Origin of the sequence: Uliginosibacterium paludis (assembly GCF_039631355.1) — a bacterium.
Taxonomy (GTDB): Bacteria; Pseudomonadota; Gammaproteobacteria; order Burkholderiales; family Rhodocyclaceae; genus Uliginosibacterium; species Uliginosibacterium paludis.
Genome location: NZ_JBDIVF010000001.1, coordinates 2,719 through 28,266, shown reverse-complemented (window position 1 = coordinate 28,266; position 25,548 = coordinate 2,719). Strand labels below are relative to the sequence as shown.

Genomic DNA, 25,548 nt, shown 5'->3' with positions numbered 1-25,548 from the left:
GCTGAATCATCCCGATGCCCGCATTTTCCCTGCCTCGGTTCGGGTTGCGTCTGATCACTCAGCAAGAACCCGGGCAGGGCGCCCGAGGCTCTGGCCTGGAGCCGGATTTAATCCGTTTAGGGTTTGCTTGCGCGGGTTGGCTTGGCTGCTTGCTAGGATGATTTCCTGCTCATTACAGGAAATAACATCCATGTTGTTCGCCAGACAGATCTTGAAGCGCCTGCACTTCCTGCTGCCCAGCCTGGCCATGCTCGGGCTTGCTGCATGCGGGGGCGGTCTTGCCACGGAAGATGAGGACTCCGTATCGATCGACAGCATCGTGCAGTCCTCGCAGACGGTGAACTGCACGTCCGCGGCTTACGCCACGGCCAGCGTGAGTTACAGCGGTGACGTCAGCTCCAGCGATCTGACCTACGCCTGGACGCAAACCGGCGGAACGTCCGTGACACTGGTGGGAAGTTCAGGCGCTACGGTGTACTTCACCGCTCCTGTCAGCGCCGGAACGGTGGTGCTGAAACTCACGCTGTCCGCCAACGACGTCAGCACATCTTCGACCGTCAGCTTCACGATCGCTGGAAACAGTTGCGTTTCCAGTTGATAGCCTCACCCATCAAGCTCCGTTGCAGGAAGGGCTTCGCCTTTCCAGACGGAATAATGCCGCAGGCGGGCCAAGCGCTCCACCTGCGGCATTATTTCTGACTCCCGAAACCCGATCGCCCGCTCAGTGAGCGTTTGCGATCAGCGCTACCTGGAGAATCATCGGCGTAAGCGCTGCGGAGCCGAGGGCGACAACTCCCAGAATATTGCGCCCGATATGAACCACGTTCTGTATTTTCTTGCTCATGATGAATCCTCTCTGTTCAGGGTTATTGCTTATTGAACAACCATGAGTACAGTATTGGCGAGCAATATTTGTCAGGCAAACTGAAGTTTTAAATCGGATGATTGAAGCAGATTATCCTGATTCGGCATCTGATGATTGAATCATGTCATTTGAATGACTGATGTCAGATGTCCGCTCAGAGACCTTGTGCGGGCGAAAAGGATTACTTGCTGAATTGAATATCAGGCTGCGCGTGACAGAACGGCCACATCGTCGGATTGTCGGCGTTCGAGCAGGTAGTGCAGGCTGCGGCGAACTTCCGCGATGACGGCGGCAGTTTCCGATGCTGTGTGAGCTTCGCTGAGAGCCCGGCGCACGTTGTCTTTGGAAACCTCAGACAACATCGGGGTTTCATAGAACTCGGCCAGAAGATCGATTTCGCGTCTCGATAGCATGATGTACTCGCTCTGAAGTGGGATGAATCCATCATAGAGGCGAGGGCGGAGCCATGCTGTTGCAAGGTGTGTCCTTGTCGCTGGGCCTTGTTTCGTGACCTGAGAGAGGGCGGCAAGCCTGTCTGGCGGGGCAGGTGGATCCCGCTTTTGTTCTGCTCTCGCAGAGGATGCGAGGCGCTGCTTCGAGATTTGGAAAGTGCCGCAATCCGGGCGTGGATTCCTGCGCGATTGTGATGCGGGGTCGGCGCTTGAATAGCGACAGCTTCCATTGTCTGAGCGGGGGGCTCAAGCACCGTGCGCGTTTCCGTCATCTACCGCAAGTGTGTTGCTGCTTTTCTTCCGTCATTTGTCGCTGCAGGCACGCGCGCAGAAAAAAGGCGCCCGCAGGCGCCTTGTTTGTCCGATCCGAGCTCAGCCGCAGGTTCCGACGGCCCCGCAGGCCGTGCAGAAATCGCAGCCATCCTTCCTGATCATGGTGTGGTTACCGCATTCAGGGCAGGCACGACCCTGCATCACCTGGGCTTCCTGCTTTTCCCTTGGTGTCTCGAGGATGCCCATTTCGCGCATCGGGTAGCCGTTTTCGTCCAGCACGCCGAGCATGGCGTAGCGGTGGATGACCAGGCGGGCCAGATAGGCAACGGTGCTGGGCCAGTTCTGCTGGCGGCGGGTGCCGGGCACGAAGGCCATGAAGTCACCCAGGGGTTCCGGGTAGTTCAGGAGCTTCCTCAGCTTCATGCCGATCCAGGCCGGGTCGACCACGCGCATGTCCAGCGAGAGCAGGCGGGCGAGGCCATCCAGGGCGCGCGGGTAGTTGCCCGAGAGCCACATGGAGTAGGGGCGGGTGACGCCGTCCGGCATGGTGATTTCCTTCAGGCCCAGCACGAAGTCCTCATTGGTGGCCGGGTTCTGGATGTCCACCGTCCAGGAGAGGGTGCCGTCGGCGCCGGTCTTGGGTTCGGCCACCGAGAACACGGCGTCCTTCACCGGGGTTTCGCCTTCGCCTTCAAAGGCGCCGAGGGCTTCGCAGCGGTGGCGGATGATTTGGGCGAAAGCTGAGACGACGCCGGGCACGCGCTTGTGCTCGCCGTGCGGCGGGAAGGGCAGCTCGAAGGAGGCTTCGCCGACAGTGTGGGCGAGCATGTCGAGCTTGAGCTTGAGCCAGGCGCGGTCGTTGGCGCGCATGTCCATCGACAGGGTCTTGGCGACAGCGCCAAGGCCGCGCGGCTGGTCAGCGCCATTCACCCAGACTTCGAAGGGCTTGCTGTGGCCGGGGCGGCCGTTCTCGGCCTGGCCGACGAAGATCGCGAAGCTGCCTTGCGGGCTGCTGAGCATGTAGGTCCAGGAGAGGTTGCCATCCGGCATCTCCGGGCGGCCCGGCCAGCGCAGGCTGGAGAGCACCGGAGCGGGCAGGCTGGGCATGGTGAGGCGGCGGTTGGCATCACTCATCTGCACGTCGTGCGGGGCCTTCTTTTCGTCCGGTGCCGGGCTGCTCGGGGCGACCGACAGCACCGAGCCGAGAATGCTGTTCGGGCGATAGGTCGCCAGACCCTTGAGGCCGGCTTTCCAGGCACTCATGTAGAGGTCTTCGAAGTCGGCGTAGGGGTAGTCTTCCGGCACATTCACGGTCTTGGATATGGCGGTGTCGACATACGGGGCGACGGCGGCAACCATGTCCTTGTGCGCGGCGGCGGAGAGCTCCAGCGCGGTGACGAAGTAGTCCGGCAGCTCGGCGGTGTTGCCGCCCAGATGCTTGTACAGGCGCCAGGCGTAGTCTTCGACCGCGTATTCCTTGTGGGTGCCATCGACCATGCGCTTCTTGCGGGTGTAGGTCCAGGAGAAGGGCGGCTCGATGCCGTTGGAGGCGTTATCCGCGAAGGCCAGCGAGATCGTGCCGGTGGGGGCGATCGAGAGCAGGTGGGAGTTGCGGATGCCGTGCTTGCGCACCTGCTCTTTCACCTCATTCGGCAGACGCGAGGCGAAGTTGCCGCCGGAGAGATACATGTCGGCGTTGAAGAGCGGGAAGGCGCCGCGCTCTTTGGCCAGCTCTACCGAGGCGAGGTAGGCGGAGTCGCGCATGGCCTTGCTGATGTGGGTGGCCATGTCGCGCGCGGCCTGGGTGTCGTAACGCAGGCCCAGCATGATCAGGGCGTCGCCCAGACCGGTGAAGCCCAGACCGACACGGCGCTTGTTGGCGGCTTCCTGAGCCTGCTGTTCGAGCGGCCAGTGGGTGGCGTCGAGCACGTTGTCGAGCATGCGGATCGAGGTGGCCACGACCTTGCCGAAAGCGGCTTCGTCAAAACTGGCCTTTTGCGTGAAGGCATGCCGGATGAAGCGGGTCAGATTGATCGAGCCCAGGCAGCAACAGCCATAGGGCGGCAGGGGCTGCTCGGCGCAGGGATTGGTGGCCTCGATGGTTTCGCAGTAATTGAGGTTGTTGTCCTTGTTCATGCGATCAAGGAACAGGATGCCCGGCTCGGCGTGGTCGTAGGTGGAGCGCATGACCTGATCCCACAGGTCACGGGCGCGCACCTTGCGGTACACCCACAGGCCGTCGTCGCGCTGGTAGGCGCCCGCGGCCTTGATGTCGGTGGCCGGCTCGGCCTTGTGCACCAGTTCCACGTCGCCATCGGCTTCAACGGCGCTCATGAAGGCATCACTCACGCCCAGCGAGATGTTGAAGTTGGTCAGATCACCTTCGTCCTTGGCGTGGATGAAGGCTTCGATGTCCGGGTGGTCGCAGCGCAGCACGCCCATCTGCGCGCCACGGCGGGCACCGGCGGATTCGACGGTTTCGCACGAGCGGTCGAACACGCGCATGTAACTGACCGGGCCGGAGGCGCGGCTCTGGGTGCCACGCACGGCGGCGCCCACCGGGCGGATCGAGGAGAAGTCGTAACCCACGCCGCCGCCGCGACGCATGGTTTCAGCGGCGTGCGAGAGGGCGGTGTAGATGCCGGGACGGCCATCGACTTCTTCGGTGATGGAGTCACCCACCGGCTGCACGAAGCAGTTGATCAGGGTGGCGGCCAGCGAGGTGCCGGCGGCGGAGTTGATGCGGCCGCCCGGAATGAAGCCGGCGACCTGGGCTTCATAGAAACGCTCTTCCCACTTGGCGCGCTTGTCTTCGGTTTCGACGGAGGCCAGCGCCCGGGCAACGCGGCGACGCACATCGGTGACGGAGGCTTCATCGCCCTTGGCGTATTTCTCAAGCAGGATCTCGCCAGAGATTTCCTGTTCGGCGAGGGTTGAGATGACTTCGTCGCGGATTTCAGAATCCATTTTTTAATGACTCCCCGGGCTGGTTCTTGAAGGTGGGATGCAGACCCGGACAGCGATGCCTGCTGACGGAGGTCTGTTGCGGTGAATGACGCGTAGGCTACTACATGTAGTTTTTGTGCGGCAATGAAATACTATATGTAGTGAGTTTGTTCAAAAGGGCAGGCGGGCCGAAAAGGCCGGAGGGAGCGGCTTTCCGTTCAGTATGGCAGCGATGCTGCGGGATTTCCGCCCGGGCTCAGTGATGCAGACCGAGCGAGTGCATGACCGAGTCGAGCTGCTCTTCACAATGCTCGGCAAAAACCGGCAGCAACGCCAGATCAACGCCGGACAGGGTAGCGGCGTCCTCATGCACAAGCGGACATCCAGCGCTCACTGCTTCGCCGCTTGCGAGCACTTCGGCGACTGACACAGCGAGACTCAGGCGGGCGGCATCTTCTGCCATTTCTCCCGCTTCGGCCGGATCGAGCTGGGCGCCAATCGGAATGCTGATGCTGGCAGGAAGATGCCAGCGCGCCGCGAGCGCTGCGCCGACTTCGCAGAAGTCACAGCCGATGATGCTTCGCTCCTTGTCGGCCAGATCCGCCATGCCGCTGGCGGGCAGTTCGAGCACGATTCCCATGAGATCGGGAACTGCGCGGTACATCACCAGATGCCCCATGTCCGCCAGCAAGCCGGTGATGAAGCTGCGCTCCGGGTCGCGCAAGGCCAGGTTGCGTGCGAACTGGCGATTGAGCAGGGCTCGCCGGATGCTGCCCCGCCAGAAGCGTTGCATGTCCATGCGTTGCGGCCGGATTCCCTGAAATGCGCTGGCCAGTGTGCCAGCCAGCACGACCTCGCCGACCTGGTCAAAACCGATCAGGCTGATCGCGCGGGAAAGGGTTTCGATCTTGCGTGGAAAACCGTAGAAGGCGCTGTTGGCAATCTGGAGCAGGGTCGCCGAGAGGGCGGGTTCGATGGAAATCAGGTTGGCCAGTTCCGGAACACCGGTGTCCGGGTTGTTCAGTGCCTCACGGATCTTGTAGTAGATGTCCGGCAAACTGGCCAACTGGTGCTGGCCAGCAACAAGTTCCTGTGCAAGATGCATCACGCTCCCCCGGCGGTGATGCCGCCAGCGCGATTCCTGGGTTGATCGCTCCGTGCGGCAGAGGGGGGCATTATGGGGTGTTCGTCGCGACAGGACAAACGGGCGGGCCTAGAGGTGTCGCGAAAGGATCGGTGCGGGTCAGGCCTGTGTCTCGGGGCCGATCGTGCGTTCGATGATGACGATGCGGTCCTTGACCAGCAGCCTGCGTTTCTTGAGCCTCTGGAGTGTCAGGCGGTCTGCAGTACCGTCTGAGCACAGGCGCATGATGGCTTCATCGAGCTCGCGATGCTCCGCCCGCAGGTTGTCGAGCCGGAAGTGAAGATTCGTTGCGCTTTCGAACATGTTGCTCATCGGGGGATTCCTTCCTTTTTGCGTCGAAGGCTTTGAGCTGCAAGGCTTTCAGAGGCTTTTCACCGGGGCAGGGAAACAATTGATCACCAAAAGATACTTGAGAAAAGGCGCTCCGGCACCGATATCACTAAGGAAGGGCAGCTGATCGCTCTTGATCCCAACCCCGCAAGTCCGTCATTTCAGGAGGTTCAGCATGAATATCGTATTGAACAATCCGGCGCTGTACGTGGTGGACTACCCCTCCGTAGGGGCCATTGAAGTTATCGACAAGCGCCGGGCACGCGGCGCATTCCTGGAGGGCGAGGCGGCCATCCGTTTCCGGCGCGAACTGCTGGACGCCATGGAACGTCATGACGACGAAGAGGAAGAGCTCGACTTCGATCTCAACCTGGACGGGTTTGACGCCCTCCTGACCCAGCCTGCCATCTATCAGTAGTGCGGCGGTTTTCCGGCAAGGGAAGGCTGTGGCATCCTTCCCGCCATGAACAAGGCATTTGTCAAAGAGGACGGCGAGGACGAAGACGACGATCTCGCCCCCGAAGCATCCATTCCCGCAGGCAGCAAGTACTACATCACCCGGCGTGGTTTCAATCGACTCAAAGCCGAGCTGGATCAGCTCGTGCGCGTCGAGCGGCCTGAGGTCGTTTCTGTCGTGTCCTGGGCGGCCTCCAACGGAGACCGCTCGGAAAACGGTGACTACATCTATGGCAAGCGCCGGCTCCGCGAGATTGATCGGCGTATCCGCTTCCTGATCAAGCGTCTGGAGTCGGCCACGGTGGTCGATCCGGAGTTGCAGGAAAATCTTGATCAGGTGTTTTTCGGCGCCACCGTGAGCGTGTGCGATCAGGATGGTGAGGAGTTCACCTACCAGATCGTCGGCGTGGATGAAGCAAATGCCACCGAAGGGCTCATCAGCTGGATTTCGCCTTTGGCGAAAGCGCTGATGAAGGCACGCGAGGGCGATACGGTGCGCTTCGCGAGCCCGGGCGGCATGCGCGAACTCGACATCATCGAGATCCGCTACTGCTGACCGGCCGCATGTGCCCGGTGCGGGGCCATGCATCTCGGCTCTTGAAATGCCGCGGTCCGTCTCCATATCAGCCGATGTCAAACATCAGCCCTTCTGGAGGACGAACAACATGACCACATCCGCTGCCGAAAAGCGTGGCTTTCAGACCGAAGTGAAGCAACTGCTTCACCTGATGATCCATTCGCTCTACTCGAATCGCGAGATTTTTCTGCGTGAGCTCGTATCCAACGCGTCCGATGCCTGCGACAAACTCCGCTTCGAAGCGCTCGACAACGCAGCGCTCTACGAGTCCGAATCCGATCTGAAGATCCGCATCCGTTTCGACAAGCCTTCCCGCACGATCACGATCTCCGACAACGGGATCGGCATGAACCGTGAAGAGGCAATCAACCACCTCGGGACGATTGCGAAGTCGGGCACCAAGGAGTTCTTTGCCAAGCTCTCGGGTGACAAGCAGAAGGATGCCAACCTGATCGGGCAGTTCGGCGTGGGCTTCTATTCGGCCTTCATCGTGGCGGACAAGGTGACCGTGCTGACGCGCCGCGCGGGGGACGCTGCCGACGCGGGTGTGAAGTGGGAATGCTCGATGGTCGGTGACGAAGCCGGCGAATACTCCATCGAGCCATACACCAAAGCGCTGCGCGGCACCGACATCATCCTGCATCTGCGCGAGAGTGAGGAGGACCTGCTCTCCGGCTGGAAGCTTCGCAGCATCATCCGCCGCTATTCGGACCATATCGTCCAGCCTATCCTGATGCAGAAGGAAGAGTGGAACCAGGAGAAGGCGGAGAACGTCATCTCGGACGAAGAGGAAACCGTCAATCAGGCCAATGCACTCTGGACGCGTTCGAAGAACGATATCTCGGACGACGACTACAAGGCGTTCTACAAGCATGTGTCGCACGACTTCGAGGATCCGATTGCCTGGTCCCATGCACGTGTGGAGGGCCGTCATGAATACACGCAACTGCTGTACGTGCCCAAGCGCGCGCCCTTCGATCTGTGGGATCGCACGCCGCGCCACGGTCTGAAGCTGTATGTGCGCCGCGTCTTCATCATGGACGACGCAGAGAAACTGCTGCCGCATTACCTGCGCTTCGTTCGCGGGGTGGTGGATTCGGCGGATCTGCCGCTCAACGTTTCCCGCGAAATCCTGCAGGAAAGCAAGGATGTGGACACCATCCGTGCCGGTTGCGCGAAGCGTGTGCTGGGTTTGCTGGAAGACATGGCCGAAAACCGCAAGGAAGATTACGCGGGTTTCTGGACCGAGTTCGGCCGCGTGCTCAAGGAAGGTCTGGGTGAAGATCAGGCGAACAAGGACAAGCTGGCCGGCCTGATGCGTTTTGCCTCCACGCAGCTCGACAGCGCCGAAGAGAGCGTTTCGCTGAAGGATTACATCGGTCGCATGAAGGAAGGTCAGGACAAGATCTACTACGTGACTGCCGACAGCTTCAATGCCGCGAAGAACAGCCCGCACCTCGAAGTTTTCCGCAAGAAGGGCATCGAAGTCCTGCTGCTGTCTGACCGCATCGACGAGTGGGCCATTTCCTATCTGAGCGAGTTTGAGGGCAAGCAGATCGTTTCCGTGGCCAAGGGCGACCTGGATCTGGGCCAGCTGGAAGACGAGGAAGAGAAGAAGAAGGTGGCTGAGCAGGCCGAGGCGTTCAAGCCCTTGCTGGAGAAGGTCAAGGGCAGCCTCGGCGAGCGGGTGAAGGAGGTGCGCGTCACGCATCGCCTGACCGACAGCCCGGCCTGTCTGGTCGTCGATGAGAACGAGATGGGCGCAAATCTGGCCCGGCTTCTGAAGTCGGCCGGTCAGAATGTGCCGACCACGGCGCCGATTCTCGAAATCAATCCGGAGCATCCGGTGGTGGTGCGTCTGAAGAGTGAAGACGCGCGCTTCGATGACTGGGCGGCTGTGCTCTTTGACCAGGCCTTGCTGGCTGAAGGTGGCACGCTGGATGACCCGGCGAGCTTCATCAAGCGCATGAACCAGCTGATGCTGGACATGAGCCGCTGAGCTGCTTTCACCTGAAGACATGAAAAGGCCGCGAAAGCGGCCTTTTCATTGTGACCGTGACGTGGTTCTTCAGACCTCAGGGAAAATCCGGATAACTTTCTTGCTTGTTGCAACGCAGCATACTTCAATGACAAAACGACATGCGCGGCCGCATCGGCTGCCACCTGTTGATGAGCCCCGGCAACCCAATCAGGAGAGGATCATGACCCATTCAGTACACGCCCACGATCAGGCTGACATCCAGGCTTCCGAAGCCGATCTCGAACGTCAGGCCTATCTTGACGAGGCTCATATCGAAAGCTCCCAGTTCGGTGCCGGACGACTCTACGAAACCGAGGACTGAGCGACCGACGCCCTGTCGCCGACAGGGCCAGATATCGCGGGGCAGACGCTCCGCGCTGACCGGGCTGCAGGCCCGGTTTTCATTTTCAGGTTTTGGCCGGAGCTCTTCCGCCAGACTTCCGCGAACGGGTTCCCTTGACGAGTTCCTTTACGACCGCATCCGGACTCGTCGCGGCATGCAGGGGGGCGGACATGAAAAAAGGCGGAAGGGCTGTTCCGTCCGCGTCTACCGATTCTCCAGGCGCCTAGCGAAGCCTGCTCTGACTGGGCAGGTGATGGGCGAGAAAGTCCATCTGGTCTGCCAGGATGCTGCGGTTCGAGAGGATCAGGTACTCCGCCTTGTTCGGCACATAGGGCGCGTAGAGCAGCATCATGCTGGCTTGCTCGGGCGTGTTGGCGCCTTTGCGCTGGTTGCAGTTGCGGCAGGCCGTCACCACATTCATCCAGGTGTCGGCGCCGCCGTGTGAAACCGGCCTGATGTGGTCTCGTGTGAGGCGCACGGGAAGATGTTCGCGTCCGCAATAGGCGCAGATGTGACGATCCCGGTGGAAGAGCTCGCGATTGGTCAGCGGCGGAATCTGCCTGAGGGTACGGGAGGAGAGCGCACGACCCTTGATGGCGATGATGCTGTTTGCGGTGATGACCGAGCGCAGTCCGGTCTTGCGGGAAATGCCGCCATGAAAGGTAAAGCAGGCTTCGCCCGCATCCCAGGCGACCATGTTGCGTGAGTAGTAGAAGATGGCATGCTGCCAGGTAACCCAGCGGTGCGGCTGTCCCTGGGTGTCAAGCGTGAGGATCAGCGGCCGCCGGGCTGGCGGCGTGCTGGCCACGATCTGGAGTTCGGGCCCCGGTGGGGGAAGACGACGCTCTGACGGACGCATGGGAACTCTCCTGAAGAGTCTGTCCTGCTTATGCCATTTTTATGCTTCACCAGTATTGCCGACACGCTAGTCGCCTTGCGCCGAATAATCAATCCTTCCCGCTGGCTGGCCCAGATGAGACCGTCATGGGGCTGGCTGCTGTTTTCTGCCCTGATCCACCTCGCGGTGCTGGACGCGGTTTCCCTGCCGCAGGCGGGCCGGGCGGAGGGCGTCAGCCGCCTGCGAGGCGTGCTTCTCGCTCAGGAACGAGAGGCCAGTCCGGGTACGCCTGTCGCGACGCAAGCCGTCTCTCCGCGCGTGCCTGTCGACCGGCAGCCGGATCCTGTCGCCAGGAAAGTGAATCCGATGGAGCGGCTCGTTCCGGAAGTGCGCGCTCGCCCTGTCGAAGCCCTGCAGCCAGCGCAGGCAGGTGAGCAGTCATCCGGCGACGCGCAGTCGTTCCGGCCGCTGAGTCCGGATGAGGGGCTGGTCGCTTACCGGCTCGCCCTGCTTGCAGCCATGCCAGCGGACTGGCCGGCGCTGCCGGGCGGGCATCTGCGCATCGAGCTGGCGTTCGGGCCCGGCGGTCTGCTCGAAACCAGTCGGGTGCTGGAGCCGGAAGGGCGGCTAGCTGACGCATGGCAGGCATTCATCGCGCGGGCCGTCACGCAGGCGGCGCTGCCGGAAGTCCTGCTGGGCTCGGGTTTCAGGCTGGAACTCGAGATGCTTGACTGAGGCTCAGGACGCCGAGGGCCGTGGGAGGGTCAGGGTCATGCACAGGCCGCCCTGCGGACGATTGGTGGCGGAAACTTGCCCGCCGTGGGTCTCGAGGGTTTGCCGGGTGATCGCGAGCCCCAGACCGTAACCCTCATGGCTGGCAGGCTGATGCAGTCGGACGAAGGGTTCGAAGATGCGCTCCAGGGCGTCTTCGGGTACGCCGGGCCCGCAGTCTTCCACCGTGAGGCGGATGTACTGCGTGTCTGAAGCGAGGCTGACCGAGACGGTGCTGTGTTCGGGCGTATGCCGGATTGCATTGCGGATCACGTTTTCGATCGCGCGCTGGAGCAGGGCAGGATGGCCCTGGATGCTCATGTGATCGATGCTTTGCAGTGCGACCTTGCAGTCTCGAGCACTCGCTTCGAATCGCGCATCCTCCACGATTTCCGCGAGCATCCCGGGCAGGTCGATCTCTTCGTTCAATGCACCGCAGGCGCCGGCTTCCAGGCGCGAGAGCGTCAGCAACTCCTCAACCAGGCGATTGATGCGGGCCGACTCGCGCTCGAGCCTGGCCATTGTTTCTCCCGTCTTGTCAGGCTGCTGGCGGGCCAGATCGATGGCGAGCTGCATGCGTGCCAGGGGTGAGCGGACTTCATGCGACACGTCGTGCAGCAATCGGCGCTGGTTCTGGATGAGCATCTTGACCTGTCCTGCGGTGCGGTCGAAGTCGATGGCGAGATCCGACAGTTCATCGGGCCACACGCGACGACCTCTGCTCGCCTGATGCTCGAAGCGCCCACTGGCGAGCTCGCCGAAAGCCTTGCGCAATCCGACAATGGGGCGGGAGAGGTGGCGCGCCAGACCCGCTGCAAACAGCAGGCTCACGATGAAACCCACCGTGACCGGCTGCCAGGGGAAGCTGCGGTGCCGGGGACCGGGGAAGAAATTCGGCCGGAACTCGTCATTGTTCGGACGTGAACCGTCAGGCCGGGGGCCGGGGGCCGAAGCAAAAGGCGGCTGCGGGCCGCGAAACTCTCCGGGAGGAGGGCGGTCCGACTGAAAATCCCGTGGCGGCGGCGCGGGAAAGAAAGGGCGCGGCCCTTCGCGATCCTCGAACGTCGGGTTCGAGACCGGCCGGCTGATCCAGAACAGGACGCCGACGCCCCAGGCGGTGACAAGCTGAGTCAGGAAAATCGCGAGGAACAGCTTCCAGAACAGACGACCCACATCAGCTCCGGATGAACTGGTAGCCCTGACGGAAAATGGTCTGGATGACTGAGCGCCCGTCGTCCAGCAGCCCCAGTTTTTCGCGGATCTTGGAGAGGTGAACTTCGATGCTGCGATCGAACTTCTGCAGCGGACGGCCGAGCCCCTGCTCGGAGAGTTCCTGCTTGCTCACCGTGCGCCCGGTGTGGCGGGCCAGCACTTCGAGCAGATTGAATTCGGTGCTGGTGAGTTCCAGCGGCATGTCGCGCCACTGTGCGCGGCGCTGATCCGGCCACATCGTGAGCATGCCGGCCACGACCGGCAGGCTTTCGTCCTGCGGGGCCGAACCGGTGGTGGTACGGCGCAGGATCGCGCGGATGCGGGCGGTAATCTCGCGTGCCGTGCAGGGCTTCGGCACATAGTCGTCTGCGCCCTGTTCGAGCCCGACGATGCGGTCGATGTCGTCGCCTTTTGCGGTGAGCATCAGCACCGGCATCTTGCTCTGCTTGCGGATGCGATTGAGGACTTCGATGCCTGACAGGCGCGGCAGCATGATGTCGAGCACCGCGATCGAGAACTCCCCGCCCAGCGCGCGGCTCAGACCCTGTTCGCCGTCATGTGCGGTTTCCACGGTGAAGCCTTCCTGTTGCAGGTATTCCCTCATCATCGCGACGAGTTCGACGTCGTCGTCGACCAGTAGTACTCGAGTCATCTGTGCCATTTCCTGTAGAGCGTGAGCTGATGATAGCCACGCGCAGCAGCGAAGCCGATGCATCTCCGTGTTTTTTTTAAGTTTTTTACGAAGCGGCAAGTCGTTTCCCTGAGCGCGCAGCTGAAACGCTTTTGTGCTGTTTTGCGAGTGGTTGAAAGGGTTTTACAGAGCGACGGCACACAATCCGTCTCACTCTGAGACACCCCGCATCGATCTTCGGGTGCTCCGTTTTCCGATATTTCAAAGGAGATCCTGATGTCTGCCCCCCGAATCCACTCTCTGCTCCTGGCTGCCCTGATCGCGGCCGCTCCACTCGCCCAGGCAGCGCCTGAAGAAGGGCCGGCGCCGGGCGCGCTGCCCATGCATGAAATGCCGCGCGGCGGCATGCCGTTGATGGGCGCGCCGATGGGTGGCCTGCCCGGCCTGCCCGGCATCGAACTGAGCGAAGCGCAGCAGGACAAGCTCTTCCAGCTGCATCACCAGCAGGCGCCCGCCATCTATGCCCAGCAGAAGGCTGCCCGCAAGGCGACCGAAGCCCTCCGGGCACTGGTCGGCACGCCGGACTACACGCCGGCAAAAGCCAGGGACCTCGCGCAGAGCGCATCCCGGGCGCATGCCGAACTCGCCCTGCTGCGCGCTCAGGCCGAGCATGAGTTTCTGACGATGCTGAGCGAAGAACAGAAGAAACAACTGGCCGAGCATCGTGCCGGCCCCGAGGGTGGCAAGCGTGGCGGTCTGCCGATGGCAGGACCGCGGGGTGAGGAAGGCCCGCGCGAGCGCCGCTGAACCGAATAGCTGAGCGTTGGACTGTCCCGTCTGTTGCCACCTCCCGGCACAGGCTCCCCGGGACTGTCTTGAGCCACCTGATCCTGTATCAGGTGGTTTTTTTTCGTCTGTCGCGGACGTTTTATCCGGCTGCGATGCGAAAACTGGCAGATCTTGCCGCTGCGCTCTGCCGCAAGTGCCGGAAGGCCAGCGCTGCCGCGGAATTCGAACCGGCAGGGGCGCGGCAGGGATTGCCGGCGGCCTGCAGGATGTTTGCCGGGGCCGCTTGCCGGAGAGCTCAGAACATGCCGAAAGCATGAATTCTTGATTGTTTTTTAACTGGTTTGCGGTGATTTGCGTAGTTTGCGGATCCCTTCTGGCCGGTTCCTTGCCAAGGAAAGGCCGTGGCCCGCAGCGCTCAGGCGGCGACGGGCATCCGATCGGTCATGCAAGGAGTGCATCATGGCAATGAACATCAGTCAGGTCAGCTCGATGGCCAGTTCGCTGTTCGCGAAGCTGGACACGAAAAAGCAGGGGTATTTCGAACTGTCGGACCTCAAATCCGCCTTTGAGACTATCCAGGACCAGCAGAGCAAGCCCGATGAAGTCTTCGCGATGCTGGACGGGGACGGAGACGGCAAGGTCACGCAGAGCGAACTCACGAGTTCGATGCAGAGCGTTGCCGACAGTCTCGATGCCCAGTTCAATGACATGCGCATGAGCATGGCCATGGCTGGCTCGGGCATGATGCCGCCGCCACCGCCGCAAAACGATGCCGGCTTCAGCAAGGATGAACTCAGCAGCCAGCTCGAGGAAATCGGCAGCTCGGACAGCAAGCGCGCAAGCCTCATCAGCAGCATCGTGGCCAACTTCGATCAGGCGGACGCCGATGGTGATGGCAAGGTCAGTTTCCGGGAGGCCATGGCCTACGACCAGTCGAACAGCAGCGCGAGCGCGACGGGCACTGTTGCAGCGAGTACCGGCAGCAGCGGCAGTAGCGGGACGACGAGCAGTCGCGACGAAGAGGCGTTCCTTGCCCGCCTGATGCAACTCATGCAGGCCTATGGTCAGCAGGCCGAGGCGCCGCGACACCGGGATCAGGGCGGTCTCTCCATTACGGCCTAGCGATCAGGCGGATCGAAGCGAGCTGACGATATTCAGGCGTGCTGCGCGCCAGGCCGGCAACACGCCACCGATCAGGCCCATCGCCAGCGAGAAGAGCAGTGCGGAGAGCGCAATGCCCGGCGTCAGCCGGAAGGCGAAGGCCAGCTCGGAGAAGGTCTGCCAGTTCATGGTGGAGACCGACAGCGATTGCAGCAGCGATGCGGCTGCCAGCCCGGTGAGGCCGCCCAGCAGCGAGAGCAGCAGGCTCTCGAGCAGGAAGGCGACCAGGATGTTGCCGCGCGAGAATCCGATGGCGCGCAGCGTGCCGATCTCGGCCGTGCGGTTGGCCACCGCTGCATACATGGTGATCATCGCGCCGATGATGGCACCTGCCGAGAAAATGACCGATAGCGTGAGCCCGAGGATGCTGATGAATCCGGCCAGCACCTTCGACTGGTCGGCATAGAACTGCGTTTCGGGCTTGATCTCCACGGTCAGGCGCCGGTCCGAGGCGATCAGCGTTTTCACGGCGTCGAAGTTGCGAATGTCATCCAGTCTGAAGATCAGCGAAGAATGCAGGCTGCGCCGGAAGGCCTGGCGCAGTTGCTCCACATCTCCCCACATCTCGCTGTTGAAGGCGGTCTGGCCTGCGTCAAAGACGCCCACGATCTGCCATTCGCGCCGGGCGAAGGCGAGCGTCTGACCGACTTCCACGCCGGCAAAGCTTTTGGCCAGACTGGCTCCGACGATGATTTCGTTCGCCCCCGGGCGGAACATGCGACCGGCAACAAGCTGGACCTGCGGCCTCAGGGCGAGACCGGTCTGCGTGCTGCCGCGAATGGTGACATTGGTCGGTACGCCGGTCTGCTTCTTGACGAGCGAGTACAGCACCACGCATTCGCGTGCGGCCATCAGCTGACCGTCTGCGCCGAGCGCCACATGAGGCAGGCTTTCGAGCACGCCGAGCTGATCGGCGTCGATGCTGCTCTGGATCTCCGTGCCTGAGCCCGAACGGATGACCAGCACATTGTCGGGTGAGCCGGTGGAAACCATCGTGGCGCGCAGTCCGGCATCGAGCATCAGGACGGCCGTGAAGACGAATACCACCAGCGCCATGCCGCCTGCGGTGAGCGCAGTGGTGAGCCGGCGACTGGCGAGATTGCGCCAGATGTAGTGGAGCGGAATCCGTTTCATCAGCCGGCCTGCCTCAGACCTTCGACGATCTTCACCCGCATGGCCTGGCGGGCCGGCAGGGCGGCGGCGACGCAGGCAATCAGCGCCGCCGCCGCTATCTGCATGAGGATTGTTTCGGGCGCTACCTGGAATACCGGAAAGAGGTTGTCCAGCCGGCTGCCGATTGCGCGTGCTGCTGGGCCGGTCAGCAGGATGCCGGCCGTGGCGGCTGCGGCGCACAGCGCGAAGGACTCGGCATAAACGAGTGCTGCGACGGTGCCGGGCCTGAAACCGAGTGCCTTGAGCGTGGCGTATTCGGCGGTGCGCTCGCGGGCGGCCATGGCCATCGTGTTGGCCATGACCGCCATGATGATGAGGATGATGACCCAGGACACGATGCGGATGGCATTGACGATGGTGCCGGTCATCGCCACGAAGGAGAGCTGGAAGGCCTTTTCGGTCTCGGTCAGCGTTTCGGCGAGCGAGTTGGCGAAGCTGCGGTCAACACGCTGGGCCACGACGGCGGCGTCGCGTGCGTCGGCAATGCCGATCAGGTAGATGCCCACGCTGTCGCTCCGGCCGGGAAAGAGCTGCCGGGTGCGCTCGTTGAGGTAGTCCCAGCGCAGGAAGAACTGGCCTTCATCGGTGCTGCTGCGTGCGCCTTCATAGATGCCGCAGAGGATGAATTCGTAGTCGCCCGCGAAAATGGTGCCCTTGATCGGGATCAGGTCCCCGATCTTCCAGCCGAAGCGCGCGGCGAGCTTGCGGCCGGCAATGGCACCGCGCCGTTCGCGCAGAAAATTCTGCATCTCTTCGGGTTTGACGCGGAACTCGGGTACCAGGCGGAAGAAGCTCGTCGGCTCGACCGCCATCTGCGGGAAGAAATTCGAAGGCTCCTTGTAGACGCCACCGAACCAGTTTTCCCAGGAAACGTCTGTCACGCCTTCGATTGCGCGGATGCGTTCGGCATACGCGAGCGGCATCGGGAAGGTCAGTGAAATGGCATTGCGGGTGACAAGTCGCTTGTCGGAGGCTGCGTTTGCGCCGGCATACCAGGCGGAAACCACCGTGCCAAGCAGACCGAAGGCGAGGATCGCGATGGTGAGCCCGGCCAGCGTGAGCAGGCTGCGCAAGCGGTGCCGGAGCGGGTTGCGCAGGGCGAAGCGGAGGATCAGGGCGAGCATGGCAAGGGCTCAGGCGCGGTTTTCGACCAGGGCGGACAGCTCTCCCTTGTCGAGATGGCGGACAGCCCGTGCGGCCTGGGCGGCATGCTGATCATGGGTGACCATGATGATGGTCTTGCCGAGCGACTGGTTCAGGCGCAGGAGCAGTGCCAGGACTTCCTCTGCCGATTTCCGGTCCAGGTCCCCGGTGGGTTCGTCGGCCACGATGAGGGTCGGATCGCTGACTATGGCGCGGGCAATCGCGACACGCTGGAGTTGGCCGCCGGAGAGCTCACGGGGGGTGTGTTTTACCCGGTCCGCCAGACCGACCAGAGACAGGGCGGTGAGCGCGCGTTCGCGGCGTTCGCGTGCGCTCAGACGGGTGAGTTGCAGCGGTAGCTCGACGTTTTCCAGCGCGCTCAGCACCGGCATGAGGTTGTAGAACTGGAAGATGAAGCCGATGTTTGCGGCGCGCCAGTCCGCCAGGCTGCGCTCATTCATACCCGCAATGTCAGTGTCATCGACCACGATGCGGCCGCTGCTGGGCTGGTCCAGCCCGGCAATCAGGTTCAGCAGCGTGGATTTGCCCGAGCCTGACGGCCCCATGAGCGCGAGGTATTCACCGCGTGCGATGTCGAAATGGACGTCGGCCAGCACCGGTACCGCCTCGCCGCCCCGCAGATAGTGTTTCGACACATGCTCGATACGGATCAGGGGGGCTGGCGCTGCGGACCCGCTCACGACTTCTTCTCCACTACCCGGCTGCCGGTTTCCAGTCGTGCCGGAGGTTTCAGGATCACGAGCTCGTCGGCCTTGAGTCCGCTCCGGATTTCGATCAGCTCGCCCAGCGGCTTGCCCGTGCTGACCTGGCGTGCTTCAGCCAGATCGCCGGAGAGGACGAAAGCGCGGCCCTCGACGAGGGCGGCGGGATTCACGGCGAGGCGGGGCGTGCGCTCTTCAGGCTTGAGGACGCGCTCGAGAAAGGCCACGCGCGCACTCATGTCCGGCAGGACGCGGGCATCCTTTTCATCGAAGCGGATCTTGAACTTGACGGTTGCACGAGAGCGGTCGACCGTCGGCACGATGCGCGAGACATGGCCGGCGAGTCGCAGGCCGGGCAGGGCGTCGAGCTGGATCTCCACCGGCTGGTCGACGCGGGCCCTGGCGAGCGAGGTTTCCGACACGTCGGCTTCGATCTCGAGCGTCGACAGATCGGCCATGGTCACGACGGCGGCCTTCGAATTGGTGCTGGCCGACAGCGGTGTCACCACATCGCCGACGTCTGCCTGCTTGGTCAGCACCACGCCTGCGAAAGGCGCGCGGATGACGGTGTTGTCCAGCGCCACACGGACTTCAGCGGCCGCTGCTTCGGCGGCACGGATGGCAGCCCGCTGTGCAGCCACGGCCGCGAGGGCCTGGCGGGCGCGGTTCTGGGCAGCGTCCACTGCCGATTGGGCGACAAAGCCCTGAGCCTTGAGATCCTGCTGACGCTTGAAGTTGAAGTCGGCATCGATGTGCTCCGCTTCGGCCTGCGCGAGCGCCGCCCGCGCCGATTCGATGCTGGCCTCGCGCTGTGCCAGCTGGGCCCGGATGTCTGCATTTTCCATGCGGGCGATGACTTCGCCGGCCTTCACCATGCTGCCTTCGCGCACGCCGAGCCATTCGATGCGCCCTGTGCCCTTGGAGGCGACCGAGGCTTTGGTGTCGGCCACCACATAGCCGGTGGCATTCAGGAGCGTCAGACCTTGCGAGGGCCAGGCGGTGGTCACCCGGGCGGTTTCCACTTCAAGCGGTTTGCGGGCCTGGATGAAGATCACGCCGCCTGCCAGGGCCAGTGCCGCGACGCCGATCAGCAGCCGGTGCGGCCAGGGATTGCGTGGGGGAACGGGGGCGTTGCGATGGAGCCTGAGGGTTTCGAGCGCATCCTGGTTCATGGCGATCGGTCCGGCAGTGGGCATGCCGGGATTGTACGGGATCGCTCAGGGCAGGCGATGCTGAAAGGGGACGCAGAGCTGCGCGGCAGCCACCATGACATGACTGTCGCGCAGGAAAAGGCGTCAGATGGACGCCGTGATGCCGCTCAGTGCCCGCGGCGGCTGATCAGCCAGTCGACGAAATCGCCGCAGACGAGAATCACCGCCAGAGCGGCGCAGACGATCGGTGTGATGTGCAGGCCGATCAGGGCGCCGGCGAAGGCGAAGAGCGCAAGGATCAGGGCCGCGAACTCGGTCTGGACATGCGGGTTGTGGCAGAAGCCGGACCAGCTGGCTGCCAGGCTGTGCGTGCGGGAAACGCCGTGTTTGTCGCCGTTCATGATCATGTCTCCTCCAGAAGCGGTCTGATGGGTTCCTGCCTGCAGCCTAGGCCTGAAAGTGCCTGGAGAACAGGGGATGAAGGGCTTCTTTGATCCTGGTTAAGTGCTTGATTGCATTGTTGCAATGCAGCTCAGGGATTACCCGGAGAACGCCGTTGTCATCGGCCCGATGCGGACCAGACTCGCTCGGGTCCGGGCCTGCCCGACACGTCCCGCGCTGACAGCAGGCAATGAAAAAAAGCCCGGCACGGGCCGGGCTTCGGAGCGTGAAGCGCGTCGCGCTCAGTCGACGATCAGGCGCTTGTTGTTCAGCATGTCCTGGATTACCGCGTTGTCGTTGAGCAGGCTCGAGGTGCCGTCGGTGAGCAGGTTCACGTTCTGCAGCACGATGGTCTGGTTCTCCTTGCTGGCGTCGTAAACGCCATTGGTGAAGCCGCCGGTCGTGCTGACGTGGACGACCGTACTGGTGACGCCATTGCTCGTCGTGGTTTCGAAGTGCAGGTAGTTGTTGAGGTTTCCGGTGTCGAGGCCCAGGTGGCTTTCACCGCTGAGCAGGTCGCGCAGATCCAGGGCATCGCCATCTGCCTTGCTGAAGTCGGTGACGATGTCGGTGGTGCCTGAGAGCTGGATGCCCGCTGCCACGCCATAGATGTTTCCGGCGACGGCTGCGGTGGTTCCTGCGGTGCTGGCGTGGTCGTTGAGCGACCAGGCAAAGACGTCTGCCCCGAGGTCGCCTCGCAGTACGTCGCTTCCCGCGCCGCCTTCGATGCGGTCGTTTCCGGCACCTCCGCGCAAGGCGTCACTGCCCGATCCGCCCAGCAGATAGTCATTGCCTGCGCCGCCATAGAGCAGATGGCTGCCGCTGCCGCTTGCCATGATGGCGTCATTGCCGTCGCCGCCATTGACGAGATCCCCGTAGCCCTTGTTGGTGCTGTCTGCGACGGTCAGCAGACCCGCGCTGTCCGTCATGCTTGCGTCAGCCGTGGTGATGAAGCTGGAGGCGAGGAGTTCGGCCTGCGTGGCGCTGTGGCCGCTGTCACCGGTCTGGACCACATCGTTGCCGGCGCCCGCTTCGACATAGTCGCTGCCTGCCAGGCTCTGAATCAGGTCTGCCGAGCTGGTGCCGGTGAGGCTGTCATCGCCGAGTGTGCCGGTGATCGAGTTCGAGGTCGCGTAGGTGTCGGCAGTGCCCACGATGGTGACCGTGAGCGTGCTGGTACTCGTTCCGCCGTTCGCATCCGCGATGGTGTAGCTCACCGTGTCGGTCAGGGTCTGACTGCTGTTGAGCGCATTGACCTGGGCGTTGTCATTGGTCAGCGTGTAGGTGTAGCTGCCATCCGCGTTGATGTGGAAGTAGCCATACAGGCCGGCAACATCCGTGCCGAGCAGGGCTGACTGCCGGTTGACCGCCGTGACGGTGATGGCGTCGCCGTCCGGGTCGCTGTCATTGCTCATGACATTGCCGCTCACCACATAGCTGCCGGAATCTTCGACCACGCTGGCGGTGTCGTTAGCCGAGACCGGCGCGTCCTGAACGTTGGCGACCGGGATGGTCAGCGTGGTGGAGTTGGTGGCCAGCTCGCCGGTGGCGTTTTCCTTGCTGGTCAGCGTCAGATCAAGACTGTAGTTGCCGTAGAAGTTGACCGGCGGCGTGATCTTGAGCGTGCTGAGGTTCCAGCTGGTGATGTTGACCGAGGTGCTGCCACTGGTGGCGGTGAAGGTGTTGGTGCCGTCGGTCAGCACGGTGCCAACGAGCAGGTCGGTGGCGAGCAGGCTGACGAGGGATTCCGAACCATCACTGTCTGAGAGCGAGATCGTGATCGGCGAGATCGAGATGGCCGTGTCTTCAACGCCGCTGTTGCTGACCGGATAGTAGCCGGCGGTCGATGTGCCTACGACGGCGTCATGTACGCCACCTGCCGCCTCAACGGCTGCGAGCGAGCTGTAGATGAGGAAGTTGCTGCTGGTGAGCTCCTTGGCCGTGCCGCCGTCTACCGACAGGTAGGGCTTGAAGGCGCCAATGCTGTTGCCGTTGTAGACCGCCCAGTCGATGGTGTAATAACCGCTGACGGTGACGGTGTAGCTGGTCGCGGTGATGTTGCCCCAGCTGTTGTATTGCTTGGCCATCAGCACCGTGCCCCCCACCACCAGCAGCGCGGTGTCATCCATGTAGGAGCTGAAGGTGTAGGTGTGACCCGCCTCCAGGTAGATGAGACCGGTGATCCGTGTCGCGCCGTCGGTGGGGATGCCGCTCGGATCGCTGTTGGTGTTGGCGGTGTAGTTCTGCGGCGTGGTGGAGATCGTGGTCGAGCTCGCCGTGTTTGCGTCGAGCAGGGTCAGCAGGCTCTGCACTTCGGCAAGCGTGTCCACCGTGGTAGTGGAGATGTTGCCGATGCTCGTGTACTGCCGCACGGTCAAACCATTGCTGTCCGGCGGTGTAACGATCAGCGTGGAGCCATCGATGACGGATACGCCGCCCACGGTGAGCTTGGCATCGTCGGCAACCGGGGTGATGTCGATGGTGACGGTGCCGGTCGCGCTGCTGGTCGTCGTGCCGTCGTAGCCCTTGAAGGTGAAGGACGCGTAATCGTTCTTCATGTTGCCGGTGCCTGAGGTGCCGTAGATGTCGGCCCCCGACTCGTTGCTGTCGGGCACGAAGCGGAAGTAGCCGGAGTCGATGTCGCTCTTCGAGATGTTCTGGCCGGCCGTGACCGAGACCCAGGCGCTTCCGTTGTAGTACTGCAGCGTGCCGTCGCTGGGCAGTGTCGTGACCTGCACATAGAGCGTGTTCGACGTATCGACATCCGTGATGCCGAACTGCGACCAGGAGAACACATAGGACGTGTCTTCGGTGCCGGTCACCGCGACGCTGGTCGCACTGATTACCGGCGCATCGTTGGCGCCCGTGATGGTGATGGTGAGGGTGGAGGTGTCTGTGCCACCGTTGTAGGTCTCGCGATAGACAACGGTTTCGGTAATGCTCTGGCCCGCGGCCAGGTATTGCACTGCCGAATTGTTCACGGTGTAGGTGTAGGCGCCGGTCGAGGTGATCGTGAGCGTGCCGTAGTTGGTGCTGAAAGCCGTACCGACGGTTTGCGTCACCCCTTCGAAGCTCACCAGTGAGACCGATTTCGTGCCGCCCTGGTCATTTGTGAGCACATTGCCGGTCAGCGCGCTCGTCGCGTCCTCGGTGAGCGTGCCGGTGTCCGGGTCGGCATTGCCGGTGGTCGACGTTTCGGCAATCGTGATCGTCGTGACATCAGTGTCGGTCAGCGAGCCATCACTGCTGGTCATGGTCAGATCTGCGGTGCCGGTCGTGCTGCCTGACGTGGTGCTGAAACTCAAGCCGTTACCGGTTGAGCTCGTGCCGGTCGTCAGCGCCAGATAGGTGTTGATGGCGGTGAGGGTGCCAGTCAGTGTCAGCGTCTGTACTCCGCTGGTCGTCGATGTGCTGGAAGTGACGCCGTAGCTTGTCGAGCCTGTTGCGGCAAGGGTTCCATAGGTCGAGCTGATCTTGAAGGTCACCGTGATGGTCGAGGAGCCCGCATCCACGTCGGTGACAGACATGCCCCCCAGTGAGATGTAGGTCATGCCCGTGGTCGGTGCCGAGGTCGAGAAGGTCTTGACCGTGTTCACCGGCGCGTCGTTCACCGGCGTGATGCCGAGCGAAAGCGTGGAGGAGGCCGACGCAGAGCCGTCTTCCAGTACCGAATAGGTGGCTGTTGGAACGGAGCCGTTGTAGTTGCTCGCCGGTGTGAAGGTGTAAGCACCGTTGCTGCCGATCCTGAGGCTGCCTACGCCACTGATCGTGGCCGTTGCGCCGGCTGAATAGGTCGTGCCGTTCCAGGTAAAGCTGCCAACAGTGAGCGTGCTGTCCACATCGGTGTCGTTGCTCAGCACATTGCCGCTGACGGTCGTGTCTTCATTGGTGGTCGCGCTGTCCGCCGTCAGCATTGCCGCATCATTGACCGGCGTGATCGTGATGGTGCGGGTGTCGGTGTCCGTCAATGCCGTACCACCCGTGTTGCCATTGTCATTGGTGGTCATGGTCAGCGTTACGTCAGCCGTCGCGTTGCTGGCCGGGGTATAGACCGGCACGGTGCTGCTCGCTGCGAGATAGGCGTTCAGGCTGGCCAGGGTGCCGGTCAGCGTGACGGTGCTGCTGCCACTGCCGCTGACGCTGACCGCAGACGTCGAGCTCGCAGCGATCGAGCCACTTGTCACGCTGAGCGTGATGCTCATGGGGCCGGAGGCTGCATCCACGTCAGTCACCGACAGACCGCTCAGCTTGACTGAGGTGTCTTCGGTCGTACTCCACGAGGTCGGCAGCGTATTCACCGGTGCATCGTTCACCGGCGTGACCGTGATCGCGATGCTGTCACTGTCACTGAGCGTTGTGCTGCTGCCAGAGTTGCGGCCGTCGCTGCTCGTCATCGTGAGCTTGTCCGTGCCGTTGTAGTTGCCATCCGGCTGGTAAGTGACGCTTGCTGCCAGCGTGGAGTTGATCTGAGCAACCGTGCCAGTGAGCGTGACCACATTGCTGCCGCTGCCCGAGATACTGGCATTGCCTCCGCTGATACTCAGGACGCCGTTGTTGACCACGAGGGTGACCGTGATCGTTGCGCTGCCGGCATCGACATCGCTGACCGACAGACCTGTCAGGGCAAGCGAGGTGTCTTCCTTCGTCGTGTAAGACGCCGGCATGGTGTTGACCGGCGCGTCGTCCCCACCGGTTACCGTTACGCTGTAGCTTTGCGTGACCAGGGCGCCGTCACCATCCGTTACCGTGAAGGTGAAGCTGTCGACGCCGCTTTGCGTGCCGTCCAGTGCTTCGATGGCCGAGGTGTTCTTGGTGTAGGTATAAGCGCCGGTCGTGGTGTTCAGCGTGAGCGTGCCGTATGTACCGGTCTTCGTGACCGTGGTGCCAGACACCGTGCCGCCTGAGATGCCGTAGGTCAGGGTTTCCACATCGACGTCTGTGGCGGACAAGGTACCGGTCAGGCCGGTGTCGGTCGTGCTGTTGCTCTGGGCGATTTCCTTGATGGTGGCGTTGGTCACCGCCGAGAGCACCGGCGCGTCATCCGCCCCGGTCACGGTGACGGTGAAGGGGCGGGTCACGAGCGCACCGTCGCCGTCACTGACGGTGAAGGTGAAGGCATCCGTGCCGGTCTCGCCACTGTCGAGTGCTTCGATGGCAGACGAGTTCTTGGCGTAGCTGTAGGCACCGGTCGCGGTGTTGAGCGTGAGCGTGCCGTAGCTGCCGACCAAGGTGACCGTGGTGCCGGACACCGTGCCGCCGGAGATGCCATAAGTGAGCGTCTTCACGTCGACATCGCTGCCGGACAAGGTACCGCTCAGGCCGGTGTCGGTCGTGCTGCTGCTCTGATCGACTTCCTTGATGGTGGCATTGGTAACCGCCGCAAGCACTGGCGCGTCATCCGCGCCGGTCACGGTGACGGTGAAGGGGCGGGTCACGAGCGCACCGTCGCCGTCACTGACGGTGAAGGTGAAGGCATCTGTGCCGGTCTCGCCGCTGTCGAGTGCTTCGATGGCAGACGAGTTCTTCGCGTAGCTGTAGGAACCGGTCGCGGTGTTGAGCGTGAGCGTGCCGTAGCTGCCGACCAGGGTGACCGTGGTGCCGGAGACCGTGCCGCCGGAGATGCCATAAGTGAGCGTCTCCACGTCGACATCGCTGCCGGACAAGGTACCGCTCAGGCCGGTGTCGGTCGTGCTGCTGCTCTGATCGACTTCCTTGATGGTGGCATTGGTAACCGCCGCAAGCACTGGCGCGTCATCCGCGCCGGTGACGGTGACGGTGAAGGGACGGGTCACGAGCGCGCCATCGCCGTCACTGACGGTGAAGGTGAAGGCGTCGGTGCCCGTTTCGCCGCTGTCGAGTGCTTCGATGGCGGACGAGTTCTTCGCGTAGCTGTAGACGCCGGTCGCGGTGTTGAGCGTGAGCGTGCCGTAGGTACCGACCAGGGTGACCGTGGTGCCGGACACCGTGCCGCCGGAGATGCCGTAGGTCAGCGTTTCCACGTCGACATCGCTGCCGGACAAGGTGCCGGTCAGACCGGTGTCGGTCGTGCTGCTGCTCTGATCGACTTCGGCAATCGTGGCATTGGTGACGGTGCCCAGCACCGGCGCGTC

General features: G+C 62.7%; 23 protein-coding genes. 9 read left to right on the top strand and 14 right to left on the bottom strand.

Features of this window, described 5'->3' with window-relative positions; genetic code table 11:
- Window positions 1–190 precede the first annotated feature (190 nt).
- On the top strand, window positions 191–598 hold the full coding sequence (locus tag ABDB87_RS00120; RefSeq protein WP_345922986.1) for a hypothetical protein: 408 nt from the start codon (window positions 191–193) through the stop codon (window positions 596–598).
- Window positions 599–721: 123 nt separating this feature from the next.
- On the opposite strand, the gene ABDB87_RS00115 is transcribed toward ABDB87_RS00120, so the two are convergent.
- The 5 genes from ABDB87_RS00115 to ABDB87_RS00095 form a co-directional block, all read right to left on the bottom strand.
- Window positions 722–844 (bottom strand): hypothetical protein, encoded by a 123-nt coding sequence (locus tag ABDB87_RS00115; RefSeq protein ID WP_345922985.1) that lies wholly within the window; start codon window positions 842–844, stop codon window positions 722–724.
- Between the two features lie 221 nt (window positions 845–1,065).
- Window positions 1,066–1,278, bottom strand: a complete 213-nt coding sequence (locus tag ABDB87_RS00110; protein WP_345922983.1) for a hypothetical protein — start codon at window positions 1,276–1,278, stop codon at window positions 1,066–1,068.
- Window positions 1,279–1,689: 411 nt separating this feature from the next.
- Window positions 1,690–4,557, bottom strand: coding sequence for an adenosylcobalamin-dependent ribonucleoside-diphosphate reductase (locus ABDB87_RS00105; RefSeq protein WP_345922981.1), 2,868 nt, complete (start codon window positions 4,555–4,557; stop codon window positions 1,690–1,692).
- 235 nt (window positions 4,558–4,792) lie between these two features.
- The gene (locus tag ABDB87_RS00100) at window positions 4,793–5,641 is read right to left on the bottom strand and encodes an HDOD domain-containing protein (RefSeq protein WP_345922979.1); all 849 of its coding nucleotides are present in this window, start codon (window positions 5,639–5,641) and stop codon (window positions 4,793–4,795) included.
- A gap of 138 nt (window positions 5,642–5,779) precedes the next feature.
- Entirely contained in the window at window positions 5,780–5,992 is a 213-nt protein-coding gene (locus tag ABDB87_RS00095; protein ID WP_345922978.1) for a YdcH family protein, read from the bottom strand.
- Between the two features lie 193 nt (window positions 5,993–6,185).
- Between ABDB87_RS00095 and ABDB87_RS00090 the strand changes: the two genes are divergently transcribed.
- The 4 genes from ABDB87_RS00090 to ABDB87_RS00075 all read left to right on the top strand — a co-directional run bounded on the left by ABDB87_RS00090 (window position 6,186) and on the right by ABDB87_RS00075 (window position 9,385).
- Window positions 6,186–6,428 (top strand): DUF3567 family protein, encoded by a 243-nt coding sequence (locus ABDB87_RS00090; protein WP_345922976.1) that lies wholly within the window; start codon window positions 6,186–6,188, stop codon window positions 6,426–6,428.
- A 45-nt stretch (window positions 6,429–6,473) separates the two neighbouring features.
- Window positions 6,474–7,022, top strand: coding sequence for a transcription elongation factor GreB (gene greB / locus ABDB87_RS00085; protein WP_345922974.1), 549 nt, complete (start codon window positions 6,474–6,476; stop codon window positions 7,020–7,022).
- 109 nt (window positions 7,023–7,131) lie between these two features.
- The gene (gene htpG / locus ABDB87_RS00080) at window positions 7,132–9,042 is read left to right on the top strand and encodes a molecular chaperone HtpG (protein ID WP_345922972.1); all 1,911 of its coding nucleotides are present in this window, start codon (window positions 7,132–7,134) and stop codon (window positions 9,040–9,042) included.
- A gap of 202 nt (window positions 9,043–9,244) precedes the next feature.
- A complete protein-coding gene (locus tag ABDB87_RS00075; RefSeq protein ID WP_345922971.1) occupies window positions 9,245–9,385 on the top strand; it encodes a hypothetical protein in 141 nt (46 codons plus the stop codon).
- Between the two features lie 244 nt (window positions 9,386–9,629).
- Here ABDB87_RS00075 and ABDB87_RS00070 read toward each other — a convergent pair whose 3' ends face one another.
- Window positions 9,630–10,265, bottom strand: a complete 636-nt coding sequence (locus tag ABDB87_RS00070; protein ID WP_345922970.1) for an HNH endonuclease — start codon at window positions 10,263–10,265, stop codon at window positions 9,630–9,632.
- A 114-nt stretch (window positions 10,266–10,379) separates the two neighbouring features.
- On the opposite strand from ABDB87_RS00070, the gene ABDB87_RS00065 reads away from it, so the two are divergent.
- The gene (locus ABDB87_RS00065; RefSeq protein ID WP_345922969.1) at window positions 10,380–10,979 is read left to right on the top strand and encodes a hypothetical protein; all 600 of its coding nucleotides are present in this window, start codon (window positions 10,380–10,382) and stop codon (window positions 10,977–10,979) included.
- Between the two features lie 3 nt (window positions 10,980–10,982).
- Here ABDB87_RS00065 and ABDB87_RS00060 read toward each other — a convergent pair whose 3' ends face one another.
- On the bottom strand, window positions 10,983–12,188 hold the full coding sequence (locus ABDB87_RS00060) for a sensor histidine kinase (protein WP_345922967.1): 1,206 nt from the start codon (window positions 12,186–12,188) through the stop codon (window positions 10,983–10,985).
- 1 nt (window position 12,189) lies between these two features.
- Window positions 12,190–12,879: a response regulator gene (locus ABDB87_RS00055; protein ID WP_345922966.1), complete on the bottom strand. Its 690-nt coding sequence runs from the start codon at window positions 12,877–12,879 to the stop codon at window positions 12,190–12,192.
- A 255-nt stretch (window positions 12,880–13,134) separates the two neighbouring features.
- Here ABDB87_RS00055 and ABDB87_RS00050 point away from each other — a divergent pair, with 255 nt between their 5' ends.
- The 3 genes from ABDB87_RS00050 (at window position 13,135) to ABDB87_RS00040 (ending at window position 14,769) form a co-directional block, all read left to right on the top strand.
- Window positions 13,135–13,665 carry a Spy/CpxP family protein refolding chaperone gene (locus tag ABDB87_RS00050; protein ID WP_345922964.1) on the top strand — a complete coding sequence of 177 codons (531 nt, stop codon included), beginning with the start codon at window positions 13,135–13,137 and terminating at the stop codon, window positions 13,663–13,665.
- A 68-nt stretch (window positions 13,666–13,733) separates the two neighbouring features.
- A complete protein-coding gene (locus tag ABDB87_RS00045) occupies window positions 13,734–13,964 on the top strand; it encodes a hypothetical protein (protein ID WP_345922962.1) in 231 nt (76 codons plus the stop codon).
- 142 nt (window positions 13,965–14,106) lie between these two features.
- Window positions 14,107–14,769: an EF-hand domain-containing protein gene (locus ABDB87_RS00040; RefSeq protein WP_345922960.1), complete on the top strand. Its 663-nt coding sequence runs from the start codon at window positions 14,107–14,109 to the stop codon at window positions 14,767–14,769.
- 3 nt (window positions 14,770–14,772) lie between these two features.
- On the opposite strand, the gene ABDB87_RS00035 is transcribed toward ABDB87_RS00040, so the two are convergent.
- The 6 genes from ABDB87_RS00035 to ABDB87_RS00010 all read right to left on the bottom strand — a co-directional run bounded on the left by ABDB87_RS00035 (window position 14,773) and on the right by ABDB87_RS00010 (window position 25,539).
- Window positions 14,773–15,942: an ABC transporter permease gene (locus ABDB87_RS00035; RefSeq protein WP_345922958.1), complete on the bottom strand. Its 1,170-nt coding sequence runs from the start codon at window positions 15,940–15,942 to the stop codon at window positions 14,773–14,775.
- On the bottom strand, window positions 15,942–17,105 hold the full coding sequence (locus ABDB87_RS00030; protein ID WP_345922956.1) for an ABC transporter permease: 1,164 nt from the start codon (window positions 17,103–17,105) through the stop codon (window positions 15,942–15,944). Before ABDB87_RS00030 ends, ABDB87_RS00035 begins: the two co-directional genes overlap by 1 nt.
- Window positions 17,106–17,114: 9 nt before the next feature.
- Window positions 17,115–17,825: an ABC transporter ATP-binding protein gene (locus ABDB87_RS00025; RefSeq protein WP_345922954.1), complete on the bottom strand. Its 711-nt coding sequence runs from the start codon at window positions 17,823–17,825 to the stop codon at window positions 17,115–17,117.
- Window positions 17,822–19,018, bottom strand: coding sequence for an efflux RND transporter periplasmic adaptor subunit (locus ABDB87_RS00020; protein ID WP_345922952.1), 1,197 nt, complete (start codon window positions 19,016–19,018; stop codon window positions 17,822–17,824). Before ABDB87_RS00020 ends, ABDB87_RS00025 begins: the two co-directional genes overlap by 4 nt.
- 146 nt (window positions 19,019–19,164) lie before the next feature.
- Complete coding sequence (locus ABDB87_RS00015) at window positions 19,165–19,398, bottom strand: hypothetical protein (RefSeq protein ID WP_345922950.1); 234 nt, start codon at window positions 19,396–19,398, stop codon at window positions 19,165–19,167.
- Window positions 19,399–19,680: 282 nt separating this feature from the next.
- Window positions 19,681–25,539 carry a VCBS domain-containing protein gene (locus ABDB87_RS00010; RefSeq protein WP_345922948.1) on the bottom strand — a complete coding sequence of 1,953 codons (5,859 nt, stop codon included), beginning with the start codon at window positions 25,537–25,539 and terminating at the stop codon, window positions 19,681–19,683.
- Window positions 25,540–25,548 lie beyond the last annotated feature (9 nt).

What these genes read in the sequence shown, in the direction of transcription:
- ABDB87_RS00120 (WP_345922986.1), top strand. Translation starts at nt 191, where the DNA reads ATGTTGTTCGCCAGACAGATCTTGAAGCGCCTGCACTTCCTGCTGCCC.
- ABDB87_RS00115 (WP_345922985.1), bottom strand. Translation starts at nt 844, where the DNA reads ATGAGCAAGAAAATACAGAACGTGGTTCATATCGGGCGCAATATTCTG.
- ABDB87_RS00110 (WP_345922983.1), bottom strand. Translation starts at nt 1,278, where the DNA reads ATGCTATCGAGACGCGAAATCGATCTTCTGGCCGAGTTCTATGAAACC.
- ABDB87_RS00105 (WP_345922981.1), bottom strand. Translation starts at nt 4,557, where the DNA reads ATGGATTCTGAAATCCGCGACGAAGTCATCTCAACCCTCGCCGAACAG.
- ABDB87_RS00100 (WP_345922979.1), bottom strand. Translation starts at nt 5,641, where the DNA reads ATGCATCTTGCACAGGAACTTGTTGCTGGCCAGCACCAGTTGGCCAGT.
- ABDB87_RS00095 (WP_345922978.1), bottom strand. Translation starts at nt 5,992, where the DNA reads ATGAGCAACATGTTCGAAAGCGCAACGAATCTTCACTTCCGGCTCGAC.
- ABDB87_RS00090 (WP_345922976.1), top strand. Translation starts at nt 6,186, where the DNA reads ATGAATATCGTATTGAACAATCCGGCGCTGTACGTGGTGGACTACCCC.
- greB (WP_345922974.1), top strand. Translation starts at nt 6,474, where the DNA reads ATGAACAAGGCATTTGTCAAAGAGGACGGCGAGGACGAAGACGACGAT.
- htpG (WP_345922972.1), top strand. Translation starts at nt 7,132, where the DNA reads ATGACCACATCCGCTGCCGAAAAGCGTGGCTTTCAGACCGAAGTGAAG.
- ABDB87_RS00075 (WP_345922971.1), top strand. Translation starts at nt 9,245, where the DNA reads ATGACCCATTCAGTACACGCCCACGATCAGGCTGACATCCAGGCTTCC.
- ABDB87_RS00070 (WP_345922970.1), bottom strand. Translation starts at nt 10,265, where the DNA reads ATGCGTCCGTCAGAGCGTCGTCTTCCCCCACCGGGGCCCGAACTCCAG.
- ABDB87_RS00065 (WP_345922969.1), top strand. Translation starts at nt 10,380, where the DNA reads ATGAGACCGTCATGGGGCTGGCTGCTGTTTTCTGCCCTGATCCACCTC.
- ABDB87_RS00055 (WP_345922966.1), bottom strand. Translation starts at nt 12,879, where the DNA reads ATGACTCGAGTACTACTGGTCGACGACGACGTCGAACTCGTCGCGATG.
- ABDB87_RS00050 (WP_345922964.1), top strand. Translation starts at nt 13,135, where the DNA reads ATGTCTGCCCCCCGAATCCACTCTCTGCTCCTGGCTGCCCTGATCGCG.
- ABDB87_RS00040 (WP_345922960.1), top strand. Translation starts at nt 14,107, where the DNA reads ATGGCAATGAACATCAGTCAGGTCAGCTCGATGGCCAGTTCGCTGTTC.
- ABDB87_RS00035 (WP_345922958.1), bottom strand. Translation starts at nt 15,942, where the DNA reads ATGAAACGGATTCCGCTCCACTACATCTGGCGCAATCTCGCCAGTCGC.
- ABDB87_RS00030 (WP_345922956.1), bottom strand. Translation starts at nt 17,105, where the DNA reads ATGCTCGCCCTGATCCTCCGCTTCGCCCTGCGCAACCCGCTCCGGCAC.
- ABDB87_RS00020 (WP_345922952.1), bottom strand. Translation starts at nt 19,018, where the DNA reads ATGAACCAGGATGCGCTCGAAACCCTCAGGCTCCATCGCAACGCCCCC.
- ABDB87_RS00015 (WP_345922950.1), bottom strand. Translation starts at nt 19,398, where the DNA reads ATGAACGGCGACAAACACGGCGTTTCCCGCACGCACAGCCTGGCAGCC.